The following is a 23361-nucleotide window of genomic DNA, read 5'->3' on the forward strand; positions in this document are numbered from 1 at the left end:
GGCAAACAATGAAATTCCCCGGTGTTGTCTACGCCTACTATGAGCGTAAGCTGCGGCGGTCCCTTATCGGAGACCGTATCCCCGAACACATCGGGGTGATGGTGGATGGAAACCGGCGGTGGGCCAAACTCGCCGGGGCGCCGACCAGCGACGGACACCAGGCCGGAGCGGACAAGATCCTGGAGTTCCTGGGGTGGTGCCAGGAGCTCGGGGTGCGGATGGTCACCCTGTACATGCTGTCCACGGACAACCTGAACCGTGATGCGGACGAACTGGAACCGCTGCTGGATATTATCGGCAACACCCTGGACCGGCTGGGCGAACAAGGCAACCTGCGTGTCCAGCCGGTAGGGGCACTTGAGATCCTCCCAGCCCGGTTGGCCAAACAGCTCACTGAGCTTGGCGAAAGCACGGGCGACGCCGACGGGCTGCATGTCAACGTGGCCATCGGTTACGGCGGACGCCGGGAAATTGTCGACGCCGTCAAGGAACTTCTGCGGGACGCCGAAGCCGAAGGCAAGGGCATCGCGGAAGTCACCGAAGAAATCTGCGACACCAAGATTTCCGAATACCTCTACACCCGCGGCCAGCCGGATCCGGAACTGGTCATCAGGACCTCCGGCGAGCAGCGCCTCTCCGGCTTCCTGATGTGGCAGAGCGCCTACAGCGAGTTCTACTTCTGCGAAGCGCTTTGGCCGGATTTCCGGCGGGTGGATTTCCTGCGTGCCCTGCGCGATTACGCCAGCCGGCAGCGGCGCTTCGGCTCCTAGCGGCTTCCCCGCAGGCAGCTGGGCCGGGAACGGCCGTGTCCTGCTGCGGGACTGCGGCCTGCGGGCGTACTTTGGTGCTACCGGCCCGGCTGAGGCAGCGGGCGGAACGTCCAACGCAACATCGGGATGGAATACATCCAGCGACCGGGGCCCTGGGGCGCCCCTGACGGGAGTTCCACGTGGCAGCTGAACAGCAAGTGCAGGAGCGGGCCAGCTTTGTACTGGATACCTCGGTGCTATTGTCCGATCCGCGGGCGATCCTCCGTTTCGCCGAACATGAAGTGATCCTTCCCCTGGTGGTCATCACCGAACTGGAGCGCAAGCGCCAGGATCCCGAGCTTGGGTATTTCGCCCGGAACGCGCTGCGGCTGCTGGACGACCTCCGGGTCCAGCACGGCGGGCTCGGGGCGCCCATCCCGTTGGGGGAGAGCGGCGGCACACTGCGGGTGGAGCTGAACCACATCTCCACGGACGTGCTGCCTGCGGGCATCCGGGGCAGCGACAATGACAGCCGGATCCTCGCCGTGGCCAAGAGCCTGTCCGACAGCGGCCGGAACGTGACAGTGGTGTCCAAGGACCTGCCCATGCGGGTGAAGGCCTCGGCGATGGGACTGGCGGCGGACGAGTACCGCAACGAACTGGTCCGGGATTCGGGCTGGACCGGTGTGGCGGAACTGGAAATTTCGGACGCGGACATGGCGCTGCTGTATGACCACCAGCCGCTGCTGATCCCCGAAGCCGCGGACCTGCCCGTCAACACCGGCACGGTGCTGATGGCCGGCCGAGCCTCGGCTCTTGGCCGGGTTGGGGCGGATAAGCGGCTGCGGCTGGTCCGCGGGGACCGGGATGTCTTCGGGCTGCACGGACGCTCGGCCGAACAGCGGCTGGCCATCGACCTGCTGATGGACCGGGAGGTGGGCATTGTTTCGCTGGGCGGCCGGGCAGGAACGGGTAAGTCCGCGCTGGCCCTGTGCGCCGGACTGGAAGCGGTGCTGGAACGCAGGGAACACCGCAAGGTGATGGTGTTTCGTCCGCTCTACGCCGTGGGCGGCCAGGAGCTGGGTTATCTGCCCGGCACGGAGTCCGAGAAAATGGGCCCCTGGGGCCAGGCGGTCTTCGACACCCTTGAGGCGCTGGTCTCCGTGGAGGTGGTGGAGGAGGTCCTGGACCGCGGCATGCTCGAGGTGCTGCCCCTGACCCACATCCGGGGCCGTTCACTCCATGACGCCTTCGTGATCGTGGATGAGGCACAGTCCCTGGAGAAGAACGTCCTGCTCACGGTCCTGTCACGGATCGGACAGAACTCCAAGGTGGTCCTGACCCACGACGTCGCCCAGCGGGACAACCTTCGGGTGGGCCGGCACGACGGCGTGGCCGCCGTGGTGGAGACACTCAAGGGCCATCCGCTTTTTGGACACGTGACGCTTACCCGCTCGGAGCGCTCGCCGATTGCCGCACTCGTGACCGAGCTGCTGGAGGAAGGGCAGATCGGCTAGCTTGTCCACAGCCGCGGGCCCGGACCCCTGAGCCGGGCGGGCCTCAGGCTACGGTGGTTCCATGGTGGGGATCCTGGCGAGCTATTGGGCAGCAGGCGCCGACGGTGAAGCGGGTCCATCCGTTGCCGTGGTGCTGCTTGGTGCGGCGCTCGTCTGGTTTGCGGCCGTCGCCGTCCGGCTGGCCGTGATCGACATCCGTACCCGCCGCCTGCCCAACACCTTGGTCCTGCCGTCCTATCCCGTAGCCGGGGTGCTGCTGGCCGGTGCGGCGCTGGCCGCCGGGGAACCGGACCGAGTCAGCGCAATGCTGGTGGGGGGCGGTGCGCTGTGGATCGGGTTTTTTGCCCTTCGGCTGCTCAGTCCCGCCGGCATGGGCTTCGGGGACGTCAAGCTTGCCGGGCTGCTGGGCCTCTATCTGGGTTTCCTCGGCCCCGGCCACGTCCTGGCAGGGGTAGTGGCTGCATTTGTTTTCGGCGGACTCTGGGGAGTGGCGTTGATCCTCACCCGGCGGGGGACGGCGTCGTCAACGGTGGCATTCGGTCCGTTCCTGCTCCTGGGGGCCGCCGTAGCCATGCTGGCCCCTGCCCTACAGTAGAAGCATGCCTACCCCTGATTTTGTCCTGTCCCTGCGGAATCGGATAGGACATGATCCGCTCTGGCTTCCCGGCGTCACGGCCGTGGTGTTCAACGCGGAAGGGCAGGTACTGCTGGGCCGCCGCGCGGACAACGGGCGGTGGGCCTTGATCACCGGAATGCTCGAACCGGGGGAGGAAGCAGGGCCGGGAGCCGTGCGTGAAGTGGAAGAGGAAACCGGCATCCGGGCCGAGCTGGAGCACCTTATCCACGTCGGCGCCCACGGGCCGGTTACCTTCCCCAACGGCGATGTCTGCTCCTTCCTGAACCTGGCGTTCAGCTGCCGGTATGTGTCGGGGGAGGCGCGCGTGAACGACGACGAGTCCACCGAGGTGGGCTGGTACCGCCTGGATGCCCTGCCGCCCCTGAGTGAACGGCACCGAATGCTGATTGACCTGGCCCTGACGGCCGACGGCGTGCCGGTCTTCGAACGCTGAGCCGCTGAGACCCCGAACAGGAAAGGGCCGTCCCGCAGCAGCAGGACGGCCCTTTCGGCGGTTAATGCAGCGAAGCCGCTACTTCTCCCGGTAGGGGTTTTCCGGAGCCTGCGGCTCAGGCTCCGGGGCTTCTGCCGGGGCTGCGGCCTGCGCACCGGTTCCCTTGAGCGCGGCCAGGCGTTCGGCCTCCAGCCGGTCCGCCTCCGGGCCGGCAACGGCGTCCCCGCGGGCCACCATTCCGGCGACGTCGGACAACGGGATCTGCTTCAGGAAGAAGGCCAGGACCAGCGCGATGACCAGGAACGGGATCAGGTACCAGAAAACGGGGGCCAGCGAATCGGCATAGGCGGTGACAATGCCGTCCCGGATCGGTTCGGGCAGATCGTTCATGACGGACGGCTGCAGGGTGGCAGTGGCCTCGCCGGCGGCGGAAGGATCGAAGCCGGCCTTGGTGAAGACCTCATTCAGGTTGTCCGAAAGGCGCGAGGTGAACATGGCACCGAAGATAGCCACGCCCAGGGAAGCGCCGACCTCGCGGAAGTAGTTGTTGCTGGAGGTCGCGGTGCCGATCTGGTCCACGGGGACGGAGTTCTGCACCACCAGGACCACCACCTGCATGATGTAGCCGAGCCCGGCGCCGAAGACGAACAGCTGTGCGCAGATCACCCAGACCGGGGTGTCGGCGGAGAGGGTGGTCATCCAGAGCATGGCAGCGATCACCAGGGCCGCACCCATGATCGGGTACTTCTTGTAGGTGCCGTGCTTGGTGATGGCGAGACCCGAGTAGATCGAGGTACCCATCATGCCCACCATCATCGGCAGCATCAGCAGGCCGGAGACCGCGGCCGAGGTGCCGGTGGACATCTGCAGGAAGGTCGGCACGAAGGCAAGGGCAGCGAACATGCCCATGCCCAGAGTGAAGCCGATGGCCGTGCTGTTCACGAAGATCGGGTTCCGGAACAGGCTCATCGGGATGATCGGGTCCGCGACGCGGTTTTCCACCATCACGAACAGGGTTGCCGCAACCAGCATCCCCGCGCCGAAGGCCAGCGTCAGCGGGTCGGTCCAGCCGCGCTCGTCGCTGCCGCCGAAGTCCGTGAAGAAAATCAGGCAGGTGGTGGCAATGGACAGCAGCACCACGCCCGCGATGTCGATCCGTTTGGTGGCCTTCTTGCTCGGCAGCGTCAGGGTGAAGAAGGCGATCAGGAAGGCAGCGATGCCGATCGGGATGTTGATGTAGAACGCCCACTGCCAGGTCAGGTGGTCCACGAAGAAGCCGCCCAGCAGGGGGCCTGCAACGGCGGAAAGGCCGAAGATGCCGCCCAGCGGGCCGAGGTACTTGCCGCGCTGGTCGGCCGGCACAATGTCCGCGATGATGGCCTGCGACAGGATCATCAGGCCGCCGCCGCCAAGACCCTGAATGGCCCGGAAGATAACAAATCCCCAGAAATCGGTGGCGAAGGCACATCCAACCGACGCCGCAGTGAACAGGACAATGGCGAACAGGAACAGGTTGCGCCGGCCCAGCACGTCACCGAACTTGCCGTAAATGGGCATCACGATGGTGGTGGCCAGCAGATAGGCGGTGGTGATCCAGGTCTGATGCTCGACGCCGCCCAGTTCTCCCACGATGGTGGGCATGGCGGTGGAAACAATGGTCTGGTCGAGGCTGGAAAGCAGCATGCCTGCGATCAGGGCGGAAAAGATGATCCAGATGCGTTTCTGGGTCAGCAGAAGCGGCCCGGAAGCACGTTCGGCGGTGGAGGTCATTTACTGTCCTTGGCGGTATCGGCAGGGGCGGTGGATGCAGGGCGGTGGTCCGTTGGTTCGACGGAGAGTGGAGACGCGGACGAAAACACGGCTATGGCCGCATTGACCTCGGTAACGAGGATGCTGCGGTAGGAATCGGTGTTGGCCGGATCGAAGAAGCGGAGCCCGGCGCGCTGGACCAGTGCTCCGAAGACGGCAACGGTTGCCCGGACGCGTGGGTCATCGGCCGGCAGGGACTCCCGGGCAGCTACTATCCGCGCAAAGGTTTCCTCGGTCTCCTGCGAGCCGCGCATGGCCTTTTGGATGAGCCGGGGTTCGGCGCTGACAGCTTCCTTCAGCTGCGCCATCTCCGAGCGGGACATGGCCATGCGTTCGGTCATGCCGACGGCCAGGTCCACGAAGTCCGCAACCAAGGCGGGGGAGATTCCTTCGCCTGCAGAGCCGGCGCCGCCGTCGACGAAGCGCTGAACCAGATCCTGGGGAAGGTCATCTGCGGGCGAACCCAGAATGGCATCTTCCTTGGCGGGGAAGTAGTTGAAAAACGTCCGGCGGGAAATGCCGACCCGCTCGCACAGCTGTTCGACGGTGAAGCCGTTGACACCGTTGGCGGCGGTCAGGATGCGGGCGTGCGCCGTGATGGCGGCACGGGTGGCCGTCCGCTTGCGCTCCCGCAGTCCGCAGTCTTCTGTTGCACCTTTCGTCACGGAGTAGAGTTTTGCACTCTGAGCCGGCAGGTGCAAATTTCCGGTCGCCGGGCAAAACGAAGGAGCGCCCGGGGATCCGGACGCTCCTTCGGCGGGCCTGCCGTACTGGGGCAGCAGTGGTTCTTTAGGCCTGCGGCGGCTTCGTCATGGACAGGACGTCCAGTGCCTTGTCCAGCTGCTCAACCGTGAGTTCGCCGCGCTCCACGTAACCGAGGTCCTCGACGGACTGGCGGATGGTCTTGCCTTCCTTGACCGAGTACTTGGCGATCTTCGCTGCGTTTTCGTAGCCGATGAACTTGTTCAGCGGCGTCACGATGGACGGGGAAGCCTCCGCCAGGTAGCGGGCGCGCTCGACGTTTGCTTCGATGCCGTCGATCATCTTGTCCGCCATTACGCGGGAGGAGTTCGCCAGGAGCCGGATGGACTCGAGCAGGTTCGCGGCGATCACCGGAATGCCCACGTTGAGTTCGAAGTAACCGAAGGTGCCGGCCCATGCCACGGCGGCGTCGTTGCCCACTACCTGCGCGGCAACCTGCAGGACGGCTTCGGAGATGACGGGGTTGACCTTGCCCGGCATGATCGAGGAGCCCGGCTGCAGGTCCGGGATGGCAATTTCGCCCAGGCCGGTGTTGGGGCCCGAACCCATCCAACGCAGGTCGTTGGCGATCTTGGAGAAGGACACGGCGATGGTGCGCAGCATGCCGGACACCTCGACCAGTGCGTCGCGGTTGGCCTGTGCTTCGAAGTGGTCCCGCGCTTCCGTCAGCGGCAGGCCGGTGTCAGCGGCCAGCAGTTCGATCACGCGCTGCGGGAATCCGGCGGGAGTGTTGATGCCGGTGCCGACGGCGGTGCCGCCCAGCGGGACTTCGGCTACACGGGGCAGGGATGCCTGCACGCGCTCGATGCCGTAGCGCACCTGAGCGGCGTAGCCGCCGAATTCCTGGCCAAGGGTGACCGGAGTGGCGTCCATCAGGTGGGTTCGCCCGGACTTGACGACGTCCTTGAATTCTTCGGCCTTGCGCTCCAGGGACACGGCAAGGTGCTCGAGGGCGGGGACCAGGTCATTGATCAGGGCGGACGTGGCGGCAACATGCACCGAGGTCGGGAAAACGTCGTTGGAGGACTGCGAGGCGTTCACATGGTCGTTGGGGTGGACAGTGGTCTCGCTGCCGGCGTCCTTCAGCGCCCGGGTGGCGAGCTCCGCGAGGACCTCGTTGGTGTTCATGTTCGAGGAGGTGCCGGAGCCCGTCTGGAAGATGTCGATCGGGAACTGGTCATTGTAGGTGCCGGCGGCGACGGCGTCGGCGGCCTTTTCAATGGCCCGGGCGCGCTCGTCGTCGAGTACTCCCAGTTCCGCGTTGGCGGTCGCGGCGGCCTTCTTGATCCGGGCGAGCGCTTCGATGTGCGAGGGTTCCAGCGTGGTGCCGGAAATGGGGAAGTTCTCGACCGCGCGCTGGGTCTGGGCGCGGTAGAGGGCGGAGGCCGGAACCCGGACCTCACCCATGGTGTCGTGTTCGATGCGGTATTCGGAGGTGTCAGAAGTCATGCCCCCAAGCCTAATCTCCGAAGGCACCGCAGTGATAACCGCTACTTGGGCAGCGACGAACGCAGGACGGCGGGATGCTCGAGGGCGCCGAAGCCGGAGACGAGTTCGGCGTTGCCTTCCGCCAGCCGGTAGGACAGGCCGATAACGGCAACTTGCCCTTCCTCCACTGCAGCGGAAATGAGGCGGGAACTTTCCACCAGGCGTTCCGCGGTCTGCTTGGTGTGTTCAACCACCATGTCATTGACTTCGTGCAGGTCCTTGCGCTGCGCCGCCAGCACGGACGGAGTGATCCGCTCCACCAGGGTGCGGACGTACCCGGTGGGCATTTCGCCCGTGTCCACGGTGGCTTTGGCGGCAGTGACGGCGCCGCAGTTGTCATGGCCCAGCACCACAATGAGGGGTACGCCCAGCGTGCCCACGCTGTACTCCAGCGAGCCGAGCACGGCGTCGTCAATGACCTGTCCGGCGGTGCGGACCACAAACGCGTCCCCGAGACCGAGGTCGAAGATGATCTCTGCAGCGAGGCGGGAGTCCGAGCAGCCGAAAATCACTGCAAACGGGTTCTGCCCCTCAACGAGGGAACTGCGTCGAGGCGCGTCCTGGTTGGGGTGGCGGGCGGTGCCGGCTACGAAACGTTCGTTGCCTTCACGCAGCTTCTGCCAGGCCTGGGCGGGTGTGATGATCTGTTCGCTCGCTGTTTCCACGCTATTGAGGTTACTACTACGGGAACCGGTGGTGCCGACCCGGGACGCCCGCAGGCGTCACGATCAGTTGCTGCGCAGCTCGCGGACCACGTGTTCGGCGAGCACATCGAATTCCGCCAGGTCGGCGGAACCGGTGAGGATCACGGTTTGCCCGTCGATCTCCGCGACCAGTGTTGAGTCCTTATTGGAGGAATCGCGCAGCTCCCAGGAGACTCCGCCTGCCGGCCGTTCACCGGACACGGTCGAGTTGCCGCTGTGTTCGAAGATCCAGGTGGGATTGGCGGCGTTGGTCTGCGTCAGGGAGATGAACTCGGTATCCGGAGTGACATATCCGACTTCCCAGTTCGGGACGCCGTCGTTGGTTCCGGCATTCCAGCGGGCGTAGTTGGCACTCCAGCCGTCCGGAAGCTCCAGGGCCAGCGGCTGGTAGCCGGCGTCTCCGGCGGCCTGGTTGGCAGCGGCAGCAACATCGACGTTGCGGGCCTGCATCTTGGGCGCGGGATTCAGCAGTACGGGCACCAGGCACAGCGCCAGCGTGAGTCCGGTGGCGATCAGCATGCCTATCACGGTGGCATTGGCCCGCTTGGCCTGCTTGGCGGTCAATACCGGCGTTACGGGTTCATCGGTCTGCTGGGGATCGGGCTGCGTTTCACTCACCCATCCATGTTCTCTTATTCGGATGCGATGTCCTACTCCGAGTAACGCACCGCCGCCGAAATCCTCTGCCGAGGTGGTGACGGGGGGCACGCAGACTATGATCGGACAAAGGCCACCCGCTTTCGGCGGTTGTCCGCAGACGTTTACAGCAGAATTTCTACATCATAATTTCGAAGATGAGGTTTGACGTGTCCAAAGGTGCCCAGTACTCCACACTTTCCCCCGCATTGGCAGTCGGGGACTCCGAGCCGGACCGCAACCTGGCCCTGGAACTCGTCCGAGTCACCGAGGCGGCGGCCATCGCTGGCGGCCACTGGGTGGGCTTCGGTGACAAGAACGCGGCAGACGGTGCTGCCGTGGATGCCATGCGCTCACTCATTTCCACGGTCTCCTTCAACGGCGTGGTGGTGATCGGCGAAGGTGAAAAAGACGAAGCGCCGATGCTCTACAACGGCGAGCACGTCGGTGACGGCACCGGCGCCCTCTGCGATGTCGCGGTGGATCCGATCGACGGCACCCGCTTGACTGCATTGGGCATCAACAACGCCCTTGCCGTGCTGGCCGTCGCGGAACGCGGCACCATGTTCGATCCTTCGGCGGTCTTCTACATGGAAAAGCTGGTCACGGGACCGGAAGCCGCAGACATGGTGGACCTTCGCCTTCCGGTGAAGCAGAACCTGCACCTGATTGCCAAGGCCAAGGGCAAGAAAATCAACCAGCTCAACGTGATGATCCTGGAGCGGGACCGGCACAAGCCGCTGGTGCAGGAAATCCGCGACGCCGGTGCGCGCACCCGGATGCTGATGGACGGCGACGTCGCCGGCGGCATCGCTGCAGCACGCGAAGGCACCGACGTCGACGCACTGATGGGCATCGGCGGCACCCCCGAGGGCATCATCACGGCCTGCGCGATCAAGACGCTGGGCGGCGTCATCCAAGGCCGGCTGTGGCCGACCTCCGACGATGAGAAGCAGAAGGCCATCGACGCCGGGCATGACCTGGACCGCGTGATGTCCACCAATGACCTCGTCACGAGCGACAACTGCTACTTTGCCGCCACCGGAATCACCGACGGCGACCTGCTGCGCGGCGTGCGCTACAAGAAGGACCGGGTCCTGACCCAGTCGATCGTGATGCGCTCCAAGTCCGGCACCATCCGCGTGGTGGACGGCGAACACCAGGCACACAAGTGGGAGTCCTACGCCCGCTCCAACTAGGAGCTGACGCCGGCCCCGAACTGACAAGACACAGCTGATGCTGCCCGGCGATCCGCCGGGCAGCATCAGCTGTTTGTAAGGCGCCGCGGCGGCGCCGCTTTTCGGGTGCGGCAGCGGAGCCAAGTAGGCTGGAAGGCATGACACTGCGCGTTACCCCCTGCTCCGATGCCGCCACCTGGAACGAAACCGTGAACCGCTTCCGCGGGCACCCGCAGCAGTTGTGGGGCTGGGGGAAGACCAAGGCAGACCACGGATGGAACGTAGACCGCGTCCTGGTGAGCGACGACGCCGGTACGGTCCTCGGGTGCGCTCAGGTCCTGCTGCGTGCGCTTCCCTTCCCCTTCCGGGCCCTTGCCTACATTCCCCGTGGCCCGCAGGGCGAGCCCGGACGGGAACTCGAAGTCCTGGACGCCGTTGCGGATTACGTCAAGAGCACCCATTCCGCCGTGGCCTTGTCCATCGAACCCGACTGGGATGCGGACGGGAAGCTGGTGGCGGGGTTGCCCCGACTGGGCTTCCGCAGCAGCGCGAACACCATCCTCATCGGCCGGACGCTGATCCTGGACCTGCAGCGCAGCCTCGAGGACCTGTCGGGGGACATGAGCAAAAAACACCGGCAGTACATCCGCAAGTCCGGGCGCGAGGACCTGACCTACCGGCGGGTGACGCGTGCGGAAATCGGCAAATGCCTGGCCGTGTACAAGCTCACCGCCGAACGGGCGAACTTCGGCATCCACGAGGATTCCTACTACCTGGATATCTTCGACAACCTCGGCGAGGATTCACCGGTCTACGCTGCCTTCAAGGGCGAGGACGTGGTCGCGTTCCTGTGGCTTTCCACCAGCGGCTACACCTCATTCGAGCTCTACGGCGGAATGACCGAGGAGGGTGAACGGCTACGGGCGAACTATGCCCTCAAATGGCACGCCATCTCCGATATGAAGGAGCGGGGGATCGCGCGGTACGACTTCAACGGCCTGCTCAATGACGGGGTCTCGAAGTTCAAGATGGGCTGGGCGAAGCACGAGGATCAGCTGGCCGGCACCTGGGACAAGCCCCTGTCCCCGCTCTATCCGGTCTTCTCCACCGCCCTGCCGCTGGCCAAGACAGGAATGCGCAAGGCCCGCGGAGCAGCGGCCGCCCTGAAGGCCCGGCTGGGCCGCTAGCCCGCTAGGCGTCGATATCCAGCCGGGGGGCATCTGCTTCCCCGGCCGGAACCGACCCGACCGTCACGGCAAACGCAAGCGCGCCGTCGTCGTGCTGTGCGGAATCCGCAGCGAGCCGGGCCGTCACGGGTGCCTCGGACGCTGGAAGGAAGGCACTGTCTCCGGCCTCGAGTGTGAGGCTTCCCGCCGGGGACGTCAGGGCAATGGTGCCCCGCACCGCGATGACGACCGCCGGTCCGTGCTGCAGGACCGGCGCTTCGGCCGGGAGCGGATCTCCGGGCGCGGCGGAAGGTCCCTGAGCGAGCTCCAGGCGCTGGAGCGCGAACTCCTCGAACGGCGGGCGGAATACCTGCTGACCCGACCCCGTGTCCTCGGCCGCCAGGTACGGGACGCCCAACGGACGGAAATCCACGGTCCGAAGCAGTTCGGGTACGTCAATGTGCTTAGGGGTCAGCCCGCCCCGCAGGACATTGTCCGAGGCCGCCATAACCTCCACCCCCAACCCGCTGAGGTAGGCGTGGACATTGCCGGCCGGCAGGTAGACCGCTTCGCCGGGCTGCAGCGAAGCACGGTTCAGCAGCAGGGAGATCAGGACACCGGGATCCCCCGGGTAGTAGCCGTTCAGCTCGGCCAGTGTGGACATCTCGCGGGCATATTCACCGCCGTCGGCGAGCTTCGCGACGGCGGCCGCGGCAAGTTCGACGGCTTCACGCACGGATTCGCCGTCATTAATAAGGGTGCGGAAGACGGACTGCAGCCGTGCCGGTGCCGGGTGGCCGGAGGACAGCTCCGCCACGATCCATTCCAGCAGGTCGGGCACCTCCCGGCCGGAGGCGGTGACCGCAGCATTGACGGCACGGAAGAGGTCCGCGGACTCCTCCGGCTTACGGAAACCGCACAGCGCCTCGAAGGGCGTGAGCGCGAAAATCATCTCGGGCTTGGAGTTCCCGTCCTTGTAGTTGCGTTCCCGGGCACCGCGGTCCACGCCGGCTTCCTCCTCCGCGGCGTACCCGGCCCGGGCCTGCTCGGGTGTGGGGTGGACCTGCAGTGACAGGGGAGCCCCGGCCGCAAGGATCTTTGCCAGGAAAGGCAACTCGGGACCGAAGCGCCCGGCGGTGTCGGCGCCGAGCATCCGTTCAGGATCGGCCGCAATCAACTCGTCGAGTGTTTCGCTTCCGTCCACGGGCGGAACCAGCGCCGAGGGTGCCCCCGGGTGCGCACCGATCCACAGTTCAGCCTCGGGGTCGCCGGAGGGTTCCCGGCCGAACAGCTCGGCGATCGCAGTGGTCGATCCCCAGGCATAGGGTCGAAGGGTGTTCCGGAGCAGGTACACGGGCCTCTTTCGTGTGCTGGAGAGTCGGGTCGGGCTGGGAAGGCGGAACTATCCCACGCTGCACTCGCCGTTGTTGTTCAGGAGCGAGCCGAGGGTGGCATCATCGCCGATTTCCGCGAGGTACTGAAGATACTCCACCGTTATTTCGGTTTCCTCCTCCTGCGGCACCTCGGTGATGGGAGTTCCGTCGGCTGCTTCGCCGTCCGTCCCGGTGTCTGCCTCCGGCGCCGGTGCGGCTTCTGGTGCAGCTTCCTCCGGTGCGGCCGGCGCAGCTTCCTCCGCCGGAGCGGGAGCCGGAGCCGGTTCGGCAGGTGCGGCTTCCAGACCGGCCAGGAATTCCTGCACCCGGGCATGGATCAGGTTGAAGTCCGGATAGGTCACGAAGTTGTCCGCCGCCGAGCCGAAGTCCGGCGGGCCGATGGTCATCCGCTCCATGGGCTGGCCCTTGGCCTTCAACGCCAGGTCCACGAAGCTGCCCAGCTGGTCCTGGGGGAGGTCCGTCTTCACGATCTCCTCACCGGCCGTGGCGATGGCCTGGAAGCGGGTCAGGAGCGTAGCCGGGTCCATCTGCGCCACCATGGCCTGCTGGACACACTGCTGCCGGGCGATCCGGTGGTAGTCGGTTACGAATTCGCGCGAGCGGGCGTACCAAAGCGCATGGTAGCCGTCGAGGGTCTGGGTGCCCGGCGGGATCCAGCCGTCCGGTGGATAGTGCCGGTTGGTGCCGGGAATTTCCCCGGCCGTGATGGGGACCCAGCCGCCGGAATTGATGGTGACGCCGCCCATGGCGTCGACCAGCTGTTCGAAACCGCCCATGTCCACGATGACGTAGGCCTGCACCTCAAGGCCCAGACTGCCGCTGACGGCGTCCATCATGGCTTCGGCGCCGGGATCCGCTGCCCCGGGGTAGAGATCCGCGTAATTCTCCGTCACCGTCTGGTAAAGGCTGTTGATGATGCACTCGTCGCCGCAGTTATAGCCGTCGGGGTACACATCGTGCAGCGGGGAATCCGCGGGGAACTGGGCGTTCTGGAAGTTCCGGGGAATGCTGAACGTCACGGGCTGGCCGGTTTTCGCATCCACGCTGATCATCGAGATGCTGTCGGGACGCAGGCCGGTGCGGTCCTCGCCGGCGTCTCCGCCCATGAGCAGGAAGTTGTACCTGCCGTCCACCGGATCAAGGGACGGGCCCGAGGCAAAGATGGAGCCGAAAGTCTGCCGGCTGACGTTCATCAGGTAGGCGCCGTAGGCGAGGCTGCCGCTGGTGCCAACCATCAGCAGGACCAGGCAGGCGGAAACGAGCGGCCGCACCCTGCGCTGCAGCAGGGGAGGGCGGATGATGCGCAGGGTGTTCAGGAACAACAGTCCCCAGGCAACCGCCAAGGCGGCCAGCACGATCATGATGAGGAACGAGGCCCAGCCATTGGTCAGGACGTTGATCAGCAGTGCACGGTTGGTGACGGCCAGGATGATGGCTGCAATCGCCACTGCCCAAACCGCGAAGGTGACCTGCAGGGCACGCCTGCCCAGGCGCCGGTCCCCGGCAACCACCTGCGCTGACCCGGGAAGCACCAAGGTCAGCAGCAGGAGGATGAAGGCACGCTTAGTGCGCACTGCGGGGGCCGCAGCCTGGGGGTACCGCACGGGATCGGTGTAGGAGCTGCCCGAAGGCCCGGAGCGTTGCTGGTTCATTGCTGCTGGTCCGTTCCCGGCAGGGAGGTGCGCAGCGCGGCGCCTTTGGCCATGGCGGACTGGCGCAGCCCGCCGGCAAACTCGATGAGCTGCTGCTGGAGGCGGGCAGCGAGCGGGTCCGTGCCCGCTGCGAGGATCCGGACAGCAAGCAGTCCGGCGTTCCGGGCACCTCCGATCGAAACCGTGGCCACCGGCACCCCCGCGGGCATCTGGACGATTGAGAGCAGGGAGTCGATCCCGTCCAGGTACTTCAGCGGAACGGGGACTCCAATAACCGGAAGCGGGGTAACGGCGGCCAGCATGCCGGGGAGGTGGGCGGCGCCGCCCGCTCCGGCAATGATGACGCGCAGCCCGCGCCGGTGGGCGTCCTGGCCGTACTCCAGCATGTCGGCCGGCATCCGGTGGGCTGAAACGACGTCGGCCTCATAGGGGATGTCGAATTCGGCAAGGGCAGCGGCGGCTGCGTCCATGACCGGCCAATCGGAGTCCGAACCCATAACGAGGCCTACCAGCGGCGTGGTAGCACGGTGGGGCATGCTTCAGTTCTCCTTCAAGGGGTCGCGGCCGTCACGGATGATGGCTGCTGCCCGGCCGGCACTGCGGCGGAGGGCGGGGAGGTCGTCGGCGGAACCAACGGCATTAACGTGGCCGATCTTACGTCCCGGCCGGACGGATTTGCCGTAGGTATGGACCTTGACGGCGGGTTCGGCCGCCAGCGCCAGGGGATAGGCGGCAAACAGGTCGTTGTTGTCGCCGCCGAGGAAGTTCTTCATCACGGCCGCGCCGCCCCGTACTGCGGTCGCGCCGAGCGGGAGGTCGAGGACTGCACGCAGGTGCTGCTCGAACTGGCCGGTGACGGAGCCGTCCATGGTCCAGTGCCCGGAGTTGTGCGGGCGCATCGCGAGTTCATTGATCAGGAAGCCGGGACCGCGGCCGGGGGTCTCGAAGAGTTCGACAGCCATAACACCGGTGACGCCCAGTTCCTCGGCCAGGCGCAGGGCCGCTGCCGCGGCAGCGTCCGCGACGGCCGCATCCAAGTGCGGTGCCGGCGCGATGACCTCGTCGCAGACACCGTGAACCTGGATGGATTCGACAACCGGCCAGGCACGGCTTTCGCCGCTGGGAGTGCGGGCCACGAGGGCGGACAATTCCCGGTCGAACGGTACTTTTTCCTCGACCAGCAGGGGCCCGGAGCCGAACCAGTCGGCGCAGTCCGCGGCAGCCGCGGCGTCGTCCACTATGCGTACGCCCTTGCCGTCGTAGCCGCCGCGCGGGGTTTTCAGGACCACCGGCCAGCCGGCGGCGTTGCCGAACGAGGCCAGCTCCCCCGGAGTGGAGACCTCGGCCCAGCGGGGATTGGGCAGTCCGAGTCGCTCCACGGCCGCACGCATGACCAGTTTGTCCTGGGCATGGATCAGCGCGGCGGGACCAGGCTGGACATTGATGCCCTTCTCCACGAGGGCCCGCAGATGCTCGCCGGGCACGTGCTCGTGGTCAAACGTGACAACGTCCACTTGGGCGGCGAAATCCGTCAAATCCTGCAGGTTCCGGTAATCACCCACTGTGGCATTGGCCACTGCCGCCACGGCAGATACCTGGGGGCCTTCGGCGAGCACACGCAGCTCAAATCCGAGGGCTGTGGCCGCCGGGGCCATCATCCGGGCGAGCTGACCGCCGCCTATCACGCCGATAATTGGGAAATCCACGGCTTAAGCGTACCGAAGAGGGCTGTTATTCCCGCCTCGCGGCGCCGGTGTCTCCCCGGACACTAAGCAGACTCCCATAAAGGCGCGGTAATATCGCCTTTTGACCGCCGCGCGTCCGCGCGTCGGGAACTGGCAGCCGTCGATCCGAGTCTTTGGGAGTGCTGCCGCGGATCGGCCTCGGAGGGTCATGAATACATCGCTGTCAGATCGGCTTCGGGGCCTGGTTTCCCTTTTTTGGCGTGAGGTTGCCAAGTTCGGCACGGTAGGTGCCGTGGCCTTCGTGGTGGACAACGGCCTTACCCTCTACCTGATGCACGGACCCATGTCGGGCAGCGAGGTCAAGGCACGGTTCGTGGGCGCCGTCGTCGCCACCATGGTCTCCTGGATCGCCAACCGCTACTGGACCTTCCGCCGCCGCCGCAGCGTGGACAACGTGGGCCGTGAACTGGGGCTGTTCATTCTGATCAACGGCGTGGGCATCGTGATTTCCACGGGCTTCACCTGGGTTGCCCGTTACCCCATGGGTATCGAGGACAAGAACATGCTGTTCCTGGCCGGCGTGCTGGGCATCGCCGTCGCCACCGTCCTTCGGTTCTTCGCGTACCGGTTCTGGGTCTTCAACGTTGAACTGGACCAGGAGCCCGGCTTCGAGCAGGACTATGAACTGATCGACGAGTCCATAATCCCGCCCGGCAAGGTCAAGCCGTACGGCGCCGTTAAGCCTCCAAGCGCTTCGTAACCTTCTCAGAGGCCAATACCCGTTCATCCGGTTCCACGCCGGCCGCAGTAAGCACGACGGCGCCGCCCGAGGCCCATGTGCCCACGGCCTCCTCCAGCACGAGCGGCAGGTCGGGAGCCGAAGCGAGCAGCACTTCGGCGGAATCATCCGCTGCTTCGAGCAGGGTCCCGAGCGATCCGTAGGACACCGTTCCGTTCAATTCGCGGGCGGCAGTAGGACCCGCGACCTCGAGGGCCGGTTGTCCGCCGTCGGGCCGGGCGCCTTCCATGTACGTGTCGGCGTAGGAACGCACCTCCGCCGCGTAGTCGACGACGCCGGCCGGCAGGTCCGCCGGGAACGCCAGGTCCAGGGCGCCCAACGCGACGGCGACGACGGTCCCTTCGGCGCCGCTGTCCGCAGCATCGGTGACCGTGACGTCCACATGTGCTCCTTCATCCAGCGAACCGAGCACCACTGTGCAGCCGGTCTGCCAGGCAGCCAGTGCCCAGACCAAGGTCTTCCAGTGGATGGGGAGGTCCAGGTGGACGCGCAGGCCGGGCTCGGCGTCCAGTTCATCGACCAGGAAGTTCGAGGTCTTGGCCACCCAGTTGTCCAGCACCTTCCCTGAAAGCTCGATCCGTTCGCCGGCGGGGCCGTACCAGATCAGGGCAGGGGATGTAGCTTGGCGCGTGCGGAGCCCGGACAGCAGGGTGCTTGCTGCAGACATGGTCATGGAAATGGCCTCTTTCGTTGGTTCCCGCATGAGGCGGCGCGGCGTGCACCGGCCTCATGCGAATGTCGGTGCGTAATAAATACGGGGAACATGTAGTTCCCGGTTCCCGGACCGGGAAAAGTGCGACGCGCCGGGCTGATGTGCGAAATCCCGGGCGTGGCGTTCCCGGCATCCGTTGATTGAACTCTATAGGATGCCTGAACAGCTTGACGGAGCCGTATTACACACGTGTAATTAGGTATCGGATTTGTTCCAGCCACATGGGAGGAGCCGCAGGGCCCAGGCCCTGCCGGCACCACCACACAGCCGCCGCTGGAGCAGCAACACCGGGAGGACTCCATGGGGCAAGCAGAAGAAACGCAGGACAGCACGGTCATCGCCGGGCAGGCTTCGGCCAGCTACGGCTCAAGGGGTGTCCCCGTCGACTGGTACGTGGATCCTGCAGATCCGGCTGCTGCCGAGCGCTACCGCCGGGAAACCGCAGGCACCCTCGAGGACCAGGCCACTGCCTTCCTCGCCGCGCATGAAGCGCTTGCGGATGCTCCCGTCGACGAGGAGCTCGTGCTGGACCCGCCCGTTTCGTTGTTCCAGGCTCCGCCCGAGTCCGAAAGCCGGCCCGTGTGGATTGGACTGCCGGGCCTGGGCCAGGACTACGCAGACGAAGGCGAGCTGGGCTGGCAGGCGGATGCCCTCTGCGCACAGACCGATCCCGAGGCTTTCTTTCCCGAAAAGGGCGGCTCCACGAGGGACGCCAAAAAGGTCTGCGCGGCCTGCAATGTCCGTTCGCAGTGCCTCGAATATGCACTGGCCAATGACGAGAGGTTCGGAATCTGGGGCGGCCTGTCCGAGCGCGAACGCCGTCGGCTTCGGAAGCAGGCAGTCTAATTCATTCGCAAGTCCATGTCTGCGCTGTTGTTGTAGCCCATAACGGCGCCTCTTATTTGCCCGCTACACTCTCAGCGCTGACGGCCCAAACCCGGCCTGCGGACTTCTGCATCGGCGTTGACGCCGGTTCCACGGATGCCAGCGCCTCGTTGCTGCAGCTGGGACTCCCGGTCGGCAGCCCGGTCATCGCAGTTCCGGCGCGCAGCGGCTTCGGAGCAGCTGTGAAGGCGGGCCTGGCCGAACTCCCGGACAACCTGCGCTCCACCGGCAAGGTGTCCGCCCATGACGGCGGAACCGGGGACGGCGCCGGCACCGTGCAGGAATGGATCTGGCTGCTTCATGACGACTCGGCTCCGGATCCCGGCGCACTGGAGGAACTGCTCCTGGCCGTTGAGCGCGCACCTTCGGTAACCATCGCGGGTGCGAAGCAGGTGGAATGGGATAACGACCGGCGCCTGGTGGACGTGGGTCTGAGCATTGACCGGTGGGCCGAAAGGCTCACGCTGATCGACGCCGATGAACTGGACCAGGGGCAGTACGACTCCCGCAGCGACATATTTGCCGTGAACTCCGCGGGCATGCTGATCCGCCGCGATGCCTGGGACCTGCTGGGCGGCTTCGACCCCGCATTGCCCGGAAGCGGAGACGACATTGACCTCTGCTGGCGGAACCGGCTGGCCGGAAACCGGGTGGTGGTGGTGCCTTCGGCACGGATGCGCCATGCGGGCAACCGTCCCAACCCTGCCGCCTCCGCATCTGCTGCCCGACGGGCGGAGATCTTCCTCCGGCTCAAACACGCACCCTTGTGGCAGGTGCCGTTCCTGGCAGTAGGTGCGGTCCTGGGCGGCATTGGCCGCTTCTTCCTCGGGATGGTGGCGAAGGACCCCGGATATGCGGTGTCCTCGCTCCTCACCAGCGCAGCGGCGGTCGTGCGTCCGGTCGATCTGTACCGCTCCCGTCGGCGTGCGGCGGATACCCGGGGGCGCCCGCGCAACGCAGTTAATGCACTGCGCAGCGGCAGCAGGGATGTCCGGGAGCACCGGCGGACAATGTACCGGGATGCTTCGCCGGAGGCTCCCGAAACAGGGAGCGCGGAATACGTCCCCAGCGGGGACACCAATAATGACTTTGCCGCCTTGGAAGGCCCTGCGCGCGCCTGGGTAGGGCTTGGCGCCCTCGCTGCTGCACTGCTGCTGGCAGGGTTCTCCCTGGCCGGGCTGCACCGGCTCTTCGGCGCCTCGGCCGTGGCCGGCGGGGCGCTGGTACCCCTGGGGCAGGGCGTGGGTGAGATCTGGACCGCGGCTACCGGTTGGTGGGCGCACCTGGGCTCCGGAGCCCCTGCACATGGGGACCCGTTCAACTTTGTCCTCTCACTGCTGGCGGTCGCCGGATTCGGTAACGGCAATGCCGCCCTGCTGATCCTGCTGTTGCTTGCGCTCCCGCTGGCAGGGCTGAGTGCATGGTTCGCCGCCGGAGCCTTCACCGGCCATCGTGGGCTGCGCTTCTGGGCAGCGATGTTCTGGGCGGCGGTTCCCGCGTTCCAGGTGGCCCTGGGCAGCGGCCGGCTCGGCGCCCTGGTTGTGCACATCCTGCTTCCACTTACGGTGCTGGCGCTTGCCCGCGCCGTCGGCTCGGGTACTGCAGCCGGGACGGCATCCGCTGGGATGGCAGCAACCGGGACCGCAGCACCTGCCCGTGCCGCGTCCTGGACCGCAGCCGCTGCCGCAGGCCTTCTGCTGGCCGCCGTCACTTCTGCCGCACCGCTGGTGTTCGTGCTGGCTGCCGCCGCAGTGCTCCTCCTGACGCTGGGACTGCGGCGCCGTGCAAGGACCCTGTGGTGGGCCCTGCTGCCCGGCGCTGTCCTCCTGCTCCCGCAGGTCCTCTCCGCTGCTCCCAACCTTCGCGCTGTCCTGGCCGATCCCGGCATGCCGCTTGCTTTCGTCCGGTCCGAGGCCTGGCAGCAACTGCTCGGCTATCCACTGGCCTTCGACGTCAACGGCACCCTGGCGGGTCTGCTTCCGGTCGGTCCCTGGAACCTGGTGCTGGCACTGGTGGTCGGTGCTCCTGTTGTGTTCCTGGCGGCCCTTGCCCTTTTCCGGCCCCGGTCCGCGCCGCTGGCCAGGCTCTGCTGGCTGCTGGTCCTGGCGGCCCTGGCCCTGAACGCCGCAGCGTCCTACGTGGGAACCGCCGCGGCGCCGGATGCGGTGGTGACGGCATTCACCGGACCGCTCGTCTCCGCCTGCTCGCTGTTGCTTCTCTGCCCGGCGCTGGTTTTTGCCGGCGGCCTCCTGTCCGGTGCGCGGCGCCGCAGGGTTGCCCGCGGCAACCGCGTCCTGGCCGTAGTGCTTGGAACGGTGCTCGCAGCCGGTCCGGCCGCCAGCCTGGGCTTCTGGGTCATCCCGCAGTTCACCGGCAGCGGTTTCCCCGGAACCCAGACCCCGGACGGTGCCGCCGCAGGCATCCTGCCGGGCACCAATCTGGAGGTCCAGGGTGCAGAAGACCGCAGCCTGCCCGCCACGGCAGCCGATGCCGGCCATGACACTACACAGTCACGCAGCCTTGTCCTTCATGTCGACGGCGAGGGCAATGTCTCAGCCGCACTCATGCGGGGCGGCGGGACCACACTGGAGCAGCTTTCCACCATTTACGCTGCCCGCGGGATAAAGGGCGGTGCGGGCGAGGAAACGCTGGCCGACGACGATCCGGCGACTGCCGACCTGCGCCGCGCGGTTGCCGCGATTACTGCCGGAACAGGAGTTGACCCGCGGGCGGACCTTGCCCGTCTCGGCGTCGCCTTCGTGGTACTGCAGGAATCCGATACGGCAGCTGAGCTGCTGGCCGGGCGGATGGACTCCGTACCCGGATTATCCGCAGTGGGACAAACCGGCTCCGGGTGGCTTTGGCGGGTGAGTGAACCGCTCAGCGCAGCCGGTACGGAGACGCAGTCCGGGCTTGGTGCCAGGGCGCGCATTCTTAACGCGGACGGCAGCACCGCGGCGGCCGTGCCGTCCCAGTCCGAAGACATCCGCACCTCCATCCCGGCCGGCGCCGAGGGCCGCGTGTTGGTCCTCGCCGAACGCGCCGACGCCGGATGGCAGGCCAGCCTGAACGGCAGGCCGCTGACCGCCACGGATCGTGAGTGGGTGCAGGCCTTCGAACTGCCTGCCGAGGGCGGAGAGCTTCGCGTGGACTATGTCAGCGCAGCCTCGCCGTGGCTTGAGGCACTGCAGATCCTGGTGATCGGCCTGACCTTGCTGCTGGCGCTTCCCACACCCACCGGCCGAACGGTCCGCCTTCCCGGCAAACGGGATTTCCCCGAGACACAAACGGAGGCTAACGAGCCGCAGCCCGCTGCCGGCCCGGTAGACGGTTCGGAACAGCCGGCTGTAAAAGAGGAATCGCCCGTACCCTTCGGTGCAGGCCCGCACCGGGTTGACCGGACCCCGGAAGGAAGCCAGCAATGAGCAGGGACAAATCCGGCGGCAAGCCGGGAAAGCAACAACACCCTTCTACCGGGGACGAGGCTGAGGTGCTTCCAGAGGCACCGGAACGGTCTGCTTCAACTTCTCCTGCGTCCGGGCCTGCCGGCTCCGGGTCCAGCGGGGCCACTGCCCGCCGGTCCAGCTCCGGCGGAGCCAGGACCGCAGGACGCTGGACCACCGGGGTCCTGCTGCTGACCGCCGCCGGTGCCCTGGTGGCGGGGACATCGCTTGTGGGAACCGGTTCCGCAGGCGGCGCCGTCGACGTTCCCTATGCCGAAGTTCCCGCCGGACCCCTGACCGGTGTGTGCCCGCAGCCCCCGCGGCTGCTCGCCGGCAACACAGCCGGTACGGACGCCGAGTTCAGCGCGGAGTCCACCTCTGCCAAGTCGGTGGTGAGCGCCGTTCTCCTAGCCGATGCAGGCAACCCGCTGCCCGCCGCCGAACTGTCGAAAGTCTCGGACGGTTCGGTCCTCAAAAGCATCGGCGGCGGCACGGACTCACCGCTTGCCGGAGAGCGGACCGCCGGCGTCGTACGCGGGACGCCCGTCTCTGCGGCGGCGCTTTTGAGCGCGGAGCCTTCCGGTGCCCAGCAGGTCACGGCCGGTGCCACCATGACCTATACCGCTGCAGACGGCGATCTGGCCGGGCTCACGGCAGCCACTTGCCAGGCCCCGGCCAACGACCTTTGGCTGGTGGGAGCACGGACGAACGTCGGAGCCGCCGCGGTGCTGCAGTTGACCAACCCGTCCCTGACCCCCGCCGATGTCGACCTGGAACTTTACGGCACTGCCGGCCCCGTGGAAGGGCCGGGCAGCAGGGGCATCGCCGTGGGACCGGGCGAAACAAAGTCAGTGGTCCTTGCCGGACTGGCCGCCAACCAGGACTCCCTGGCCGTGCGGGTGCGTAGTTCGGGCGGCCCGGTTTCAGCGGTGATTTCGCAGAACCTGCTGCGGGGCCTGACCCCCGGCGGTGTGGAGCTGATCCAGCCCACAGCGGCTCCCGGGCCGGCGCAGGTGGTCAGCGGCGTGCGCATCCAGAACCCGGAGGCTACCCGCAAGCTGGCGAAGGAGGAGGGCTACGCGTCGGTCACGCCGTCGCTGCAGATAGCGGTTCCGGGCGCCAGCGACGCCGTTGTGAACGTCCGGGTCTTCGGCAGCAACGGTGAAGCCGCCCTGGAAGGCGGCGGAAGCTACAACGCTGCTGCAGGCACAGTCACGCGCCTTCCGCTGGATACGCTGCCCGAAGGCACATACACGCTCGATATTTCGTCCGACGTCGCCGTGGCCGCCTCAGCCGTCTTCAGCCGCGGTTCCGATGCCGAAAAGGGAACCGATATTGCCGTTGCTCCCGCCGGCGAACGCCTGGGCAGCGAGCACCTGGCGGTGCTGGCATCGGGGGACTCCACGCTCTCCTTCACGGCGCCGGAAGGGGCGTCCGAAGTGCGCCTCGCCGCTGTCACCGCCGACGGCGTCCTGTTGGCCGAGAAGACCGTGCAGCTGAAAGCCGCCTCCACTACCACGGTGAACCCTGGCGATCTGGGTGGATCCGCTGCGGCAGTCCTGGTCAGCGCCACCGGAGCACCGGTTTACGGCGCACAGATAGTGACCGGGGGAGATACCGGGATCAGCGTAGTGCCCCTGCCCCGGGGCACCGTCGGCGGCAGCCGCGTACAGGTCGGTGTGGGGTACTAGCCCTCCGCTATAGGGACGGAA

Annotated in this window: 20 protein-coding genes; 10 read left to right on the forward strand and 10 right to left on the reverse strand. The window is 66.6% G+C overall.

Annotated features, from left to right (window positions below; all coding sequences use genetic code 11):
• Positions 1-8: 8 nt before the first annotated feature.
• The 4 genes from NNX38_RS13830 (at position 9) to NNX38_RS13845 (ending at position 3336) form a co-directional block, all read left to right on the forward strand.
• Positions 9-770: an isoprenyl transferase gene (locus NNX38_RS13830; RefSeq protein ID WP_255798519.1), complete on the forward strand. Its 762-nt coding sequence runs from the start codon at positions 9-11 to the stop codon at positions 768-770.
• A 179-nt stretch (positions 771-949) separates the two neighbouring features.
• Positions 950-2266, forward strand: a complete 1317-nt coding sequence (locus tag NNX38_RS13835) for a PhoH family protein (RefSeq protein ID WP_255798520.1) — start codon at positions 950-952, stop codon at positions 2264-2266.
• A gap of 61 nt (positions 2267-2327) precedes the next feature.
• Positions 2328-2861, forward strand: a complete 534-nt coding sequence (locus NNX38_RS13840) for an A24 family peptidase (RefSeq protein WP_255798521.1) — start codon at positions 2328-2330, stop codon at positions 2859-2861.
• Positions 2862-2865: 4 nt separating this feature from the next.
• The gene (locus NNX38_RS13845) at positions 2866-3336 is read left to right on the forward strand and encodes an NUDIX domain-containing protein (RefSeq protein ID WP_255798522.1); all 471 of its coding nucleotides are present in this window, start codon (positions 2866-2868) and stop codon (positions 3334-3336) included.
• Between the two features lie 78 nt (positions 3337-3414).
• Here NNX38_RS13845 and NNX38_RS13850 read toward each other — a convergent pair whose 3' ends face one another.
• The 5 genes from NNX38_RS13850 to NNX38_RS13870 form a co-directional block, all read right to left on the reverse strand.
• Complete coding sequence (locus NNX38_RS13850) at positions 3415-5106, reverse strand: MDR family MFS transporter (protein ID WP_255798523.1); 1692 nt, start codon at positions 5104-5106, stop codon at positions 3415-3417.
• Positions 5103-5810: a TetR/AcrR family transcriptional regulator gene (locus tag NNX38_RS13855; protein WP_255798524.1), complete on the reverse strand. Its 708-nt coding sequence runs from the start codon at positions 5808-5810 to the stop codon at positions 5103-5105. Before NNX38_RS13855 ends, NNX38_RS13850 begins: the two co-directional genes overlap by 4 nt.
• Before the next feature lie 124 nt (positions 5811-5934).
• Positions 5935-7356 carry a class II fumarate hydratase gene (locus NNX38_RS13860; RefSeq protein WP_229952475.1) on the reverse strand — a complete coding sequence of 474 codons (1422 nt, stop codon included), beginning with the start codon at positions 7354-7356 and terminating at the stop codon, positions 5935-5937.
• Between the two features lie 41 nt (positions 7357-7397).
• A complete protein-coding gene (locus NNX38_RS13865) occupies positions 7398-8060 on the reverse strand; it encodes a carbonic anhydrase (RefSeq protein ID WP_255798525.1) in 663 nt (220 codons plus the stop codon).
• A 63-nt stretch (positions 8061-8123) separates the two neighbouring features.
• The gene (locus NNX38_RS13870) at positions 8124-8717 is read right to left on the reverse strand and encodes a DUF4245 domain-containing protein (RefSeq protein WP_255798526.1); all 594 of its coding nucleotides are present in this window, start codon (positions 8715-8717) and stop codon (positions 8124-8126) included.
• 176 nt (positions 8718-8893) lie between these two features.
• Here NNX38_RS13870 and glpX point away from each other — a divergent pair, with 176 nt between their 5' ends.
• Together glpX and NNX38_RS13880 are read left to right on the forward strand one after the other, a co-directional pair.
• Positions 8894-9934, forward strand: coding sequence for a class II fructose-bisphosphatase (glpX, locus tag NNX38_RS13875; protein WP_230024773.1), 1041 nt, complete (start codon positions 8894-8896; stop codon positions 9932-9934).
• 137 nt (positions 9935-10071) lie between these two features.
• Positions 10072-11100: a peptidoglycan bridge formation glycyltransferase FemA/FemB family protein gene (locus NNX38_RS13880; RefSeq protein WP_255798527.1), complete on the forward strand. Its 1029-nt coding sequence runs from the start codon at positions 10072-10074 to the stop codon at positions 11098-11100.
• 4 nt (positions 11101-11104) lie between these two features.
• On the opposite strand, the gene manA is transcribed toward NNX38_RS13880, so the two are convergent.
• The 4 genes from manA to NNX38_RS13900 are packed head-to-tail and all read right to left on the reverse strand — an operon-like array spanning position 11105 to position 15831.
• Positions 11105-12433: a mannose-6-phosphate isomerase, class I gene (manA, locus tag NNX38_RS13885; RefSeq protein WP_255798528.1), complete on the reverse strand. Its 1329-nt coding sequence runs from the start codon at positions 12431-12433 to the stop codon at positions 11105-11107.
• A gap of 48 nt (positions 12434-12481) precedes the next feature.
• A complete protein-coding gene (locus NNX38_RS13890; RefSeq protein ID WP_255798529.1) occupies positions 12482-14125 on the reverse strand; it encodes an LCP family protein in 1644 nt (547 codons plus the stop codon).
• Positions 14122-14661, reverse strand: coding sequence for a 5-(carboxyamino)imidazole ribonucleotide mutase (gene purE / locus NNX38_RS13895; RefSeq protein WP_255798530.1), 540 nt, complete (start codon positions 14659-14661; stop codon positions 14122-14124). Before purE ends, NNX38_RS13890 begins: the two co-directional genes overlap by 4 nt.
• 3 nt (positions 14662-14664) lie before the next feature.
• Positions 14665-15831: a 5-(carboxyamino)imidazole ribonucleotide synthase gene (locus NNX38_RS13900; RefSeq protein ID WP_255798531.1), complete on the reverse strand. Its 1167-nt coding sequence runs from the start codon at positions 15829-15831 to the stop codon at positions 14665-14667.
• A 187-nt stretch (positions 15832-16018) separates the two neighbouring features.
• On the opposite strand from NNX38_RS13900, the gene NNX38_RS13905 reads away from it, so the two are divergent.
• Entirely contained in the window at positions 16019-16570 is a 552-nt protein-coding gene (locus NNX38_RS13905; RefSeq protein WP_229952466.1) for a GtrA family protein, read from the forward strand.
• Here NNX38_RS13905 and NNX38_RS13910 read toward each other — a convergent pair.
• Positions 16548-17282: a TIGR03089 family protein gene (locus tag NNX38_RS13910; RefSeq protein ID WP_255798532.1), complete on the reverse strand. Its 735-nt coding sequence runs from the start codon at positions 17280-17282 to the stop codon at positions 16548-16550. The two genes, NNX38_RS13905 and NNX38_RS13910, sit on opposite strands and share 23 nt — an antisense overlap.
• Positions 17283-17621: 339 nt before the next feature.
• On the opposite strand from NNX38_RS13910, the gene NNX38_RS13915 reads away from it, so the two are divergent.
• The 3 genes from NNX38_RS13915 to NNX38_RS13925 are packed head-to-tail and all read left to right on the forward strand — an operon-like array spanning position 17622 to position 23340.
• Positions 17622-18167 carry a WhiB family transcriptional regulator gene (locus NNX38_RS13915; protein ID WP_255798533.1) on the forward strand — a complete coding sequence of 182 codons (546 nt, stop codon included), beginning with the start codon at positions 17622-17624 and terminating at the stop codon, positions 18165-18167.
• Complete coding sequence (locus NNX38_RS13920; RefSeq protein WP_255798663.1) at positions 18167-21631, forward strand: glycosyltransferase family 2 protein; 3465 nt, start codon at positions 18167-18169, stop codon at positions 21629-21631. Before NNX38_RS13915 ends, NNX38_RS13920 begins: the two co-directional genes overlap by 1 nt.
• Positions 21628-23340, forward strand: coding sequence for a DUF5719 family protein (locus NNX38_RS13925; protein ID WP_255798534.1), 1713 nt, complete (start codon positions 21628-21630; stop codon positions 23338-23340). The genes NNX38_RS13920 and NNX38_RS13925 overlap by 4 nt, the downstream gene beginning before the upstream one ends.
• Positions 23341-23361: the final 21 nt, after the last annotated feature.

Origin of the sequence: Arthrobacter sp. zg-Y238 (assembly GCF_024385525.1) — a bacterium.
Lineage (GTDB): Bacteria > Actinomycetota > Actinomycetes > Actinomycetales > Micrococcaceae > Arthrobacter_B > Arthrobacter_B jinronghuae.

What these genes read in the sequence shown, in the direction of transcription:
- NNX38_RS13905 (WP_229952466.1), top strand. Translation starts at nt 16,019, where the DNA reads ATGAATACATCGCTGTCAGATCGGCTTCGGGGCCTGGTTTCCCTTTTT.
- NNX38_RS13850 (WP_255798523.1), bottom strand. Translation starts at nt 5,106, where the DNA reads ATGACCTCCACCGCCGAACGTGCTTCCGGGCCGCTTCTGCTGACCCAG.
- NNX38_RS13845 (WP_255798522.1), top strand. Translation starts at nt 2,866, where the DNA reads ATGCCTACCCCTGATTTTGTCCTGTCCCTGCGGAATCGGATAGGACAT.
- NNX38_RS13880 (WP_255798527.1), top strand. Translation starts at nt 10,072, where the DNA reads ATGACACTGCGCGTTACCCCCTGCTCCGATGCCGCCACCTGGAACGAA.
- NNX38_RS13915 (WP_255798533.1), top strand. Translation starts at nt 17,622, where the DNA reads ATGGGGCAAGCAGAAGAAACGCAGGACAGCACGGTCATCGCCGGGCAG.
- glpX (WP_230024773.1), top strand. Translation starts at nt 8,894, where the DNA reads ATGAGGTTTGACGTGTCCAAAGGTGCCCAGTACTCCACACTTTCCCCC.
- NNX38_RS13860 (WP_229952475.1), bottom strand. Translation starts at nt 7,356, where the DNA reads ATGACTTCTGACACCTCCGAATACCGCATCGAACACGACACCATGGGT.
- NNX38_RS13925 (WP_255798534.1), top strand. Translation starts at nt 21,628, where the DNA reads ATGAGCAGGGACAAATCCGGCGGCAAGCCGGGAAAGCAACAACACCCT.
- NNX38_RS13890 (WP_255798529.1), bottom strand. Translation starts at nt 14,125, where the DNA reads ATGAACCAGCAACGCTCCGGGCCTTCGGGCAGCTCCTACACCGATCCC.
- NNX38_RS13840 (WP_255798521.1), top strand. Translation starts at nt 2,328, where the DNA reads ATGGTGGGGATCCTGGCGAGCTATTGGGCAGCAGGCGCCGACGGTGAA.
- purE (WP_255798530.1), bottom strand. Translation starts at nt 14,661, where the DNA reads ATGCCCCACCGTGCTACCACGCCGCTGGTAGGCCTCGTTATGGGTTCG.
- NNX38_RS13910 (WP_255798532.1), bottom strand. Translation starts at nt 17,282, where the DNA reads ATGACCATGTCTGCAGCAAGCACCCTGCTGTCCGGGCTCCGCACGCGC.
- NNX38_RS13830 (WP_255798519.1), top strand. Translation starts at nt 9, where the DNA reads ATGAAATTCCCCGGTGTTGTCTACGCCTACTATGAGCGTAAGCTGCGG.